Source organism: Secundilactobacillus paracollinoides DSM 15502 = JCM 11969 (genome assembly GCF_001311135.1).
Classification (GTDB): domain Bacteria; phylum Bacillota; class Bacilli; order Lactobacillales; family Lactobacillaceae; genus Secundilactobacillus; species Secundilactobacillus paracollinoides.
This window is the reverse complement of the sequence record NZ_BBAG01000163.1, coordinates 1-758: the sequence shown is the minus strand read 5'-3', so window position 1 is coordinate 758 and position 758 is coordinate 1. Positions and strand designations below refer to the sequence as shown.

Annotated in this window: 1 protein-coding gene; it reads left to right on the top strand. The window is 32.5% G+C overall.

Features of this window, described 5'->3' with window-relative positions; translation table 11 throughout:
• Nucleotides 1–433: 433 nt before the first annotated feature.
• Complete coding sequence (locus tag JCM11969_RS19480) at nt 434–718, top strand: DUF536 domain-containing protein (RefSeq protein ID WP_225353352.1); 285 nt, start codon at nt 434–436, stop codon at nt 716–718.
• Nucleotides 719–758 lie beyond the last annotated feature (40 nt).

Sequence of the window (758 nt, the reverse complement as noted above, 5' to 3'; positions counted from 1 at the left end):
CTCAATAAACCATTAAATAACCAAGTTTATCAATTTATTAAAGAAAGGAAAAGTGATGAAAAAAATAGTTTATAATAGTTTATAAACGTTGAGAAGATTTTAGAAACAGTCTCTTAAAGACTTCTTTTTTTATTTTTTAACTACCTATATTGCGGCATGCTAGGAAAATCCTAGCATGCTTTTTTGATCGTTTTTTCAAAAATCAAGAATCCCAATTTAATAACATTTAATCGACTTAAACATCCTAGGATTTTGCTACACACCCCCCTATTCTGCACAAATATTACAAGAAGCAATTGTAGCATTTTCCTAGGACTAAATATTGCAGTTATCGCAAGGGTTTGGATGCCGACACTGTCGGCTCATTTTTACAAAACGGGTTAATTTTGTAAAAAATGCACAGTCCCTTTATGCTCTTTAGTATTTTTGTAGTTTGAGCACAGCGAAATCTAAGACCGTTTTAAAAAAACGACAAGAACGACAACCAAGTTTAAGCTTTGCTTGTCGATTGGTGTTATTATCGTTTTTAACTTATAATTTAAGGCGGCAATTAACTGTAAAAGATGAACAGATTGCAACAGCAAATAGGATTGCTGACCAGGCGCAACAATTAGATTTAACTACTCACAAGCAAACACAACCTGACTTACCACAAAAAGTAACAGCTAAATCGGCAAATGAAGAAAAACATGGTTGGCTTTGGCGAATAACACATTAATACTGCTGGTTTTGTAATAATAGTAAAAAATCTAATTTCG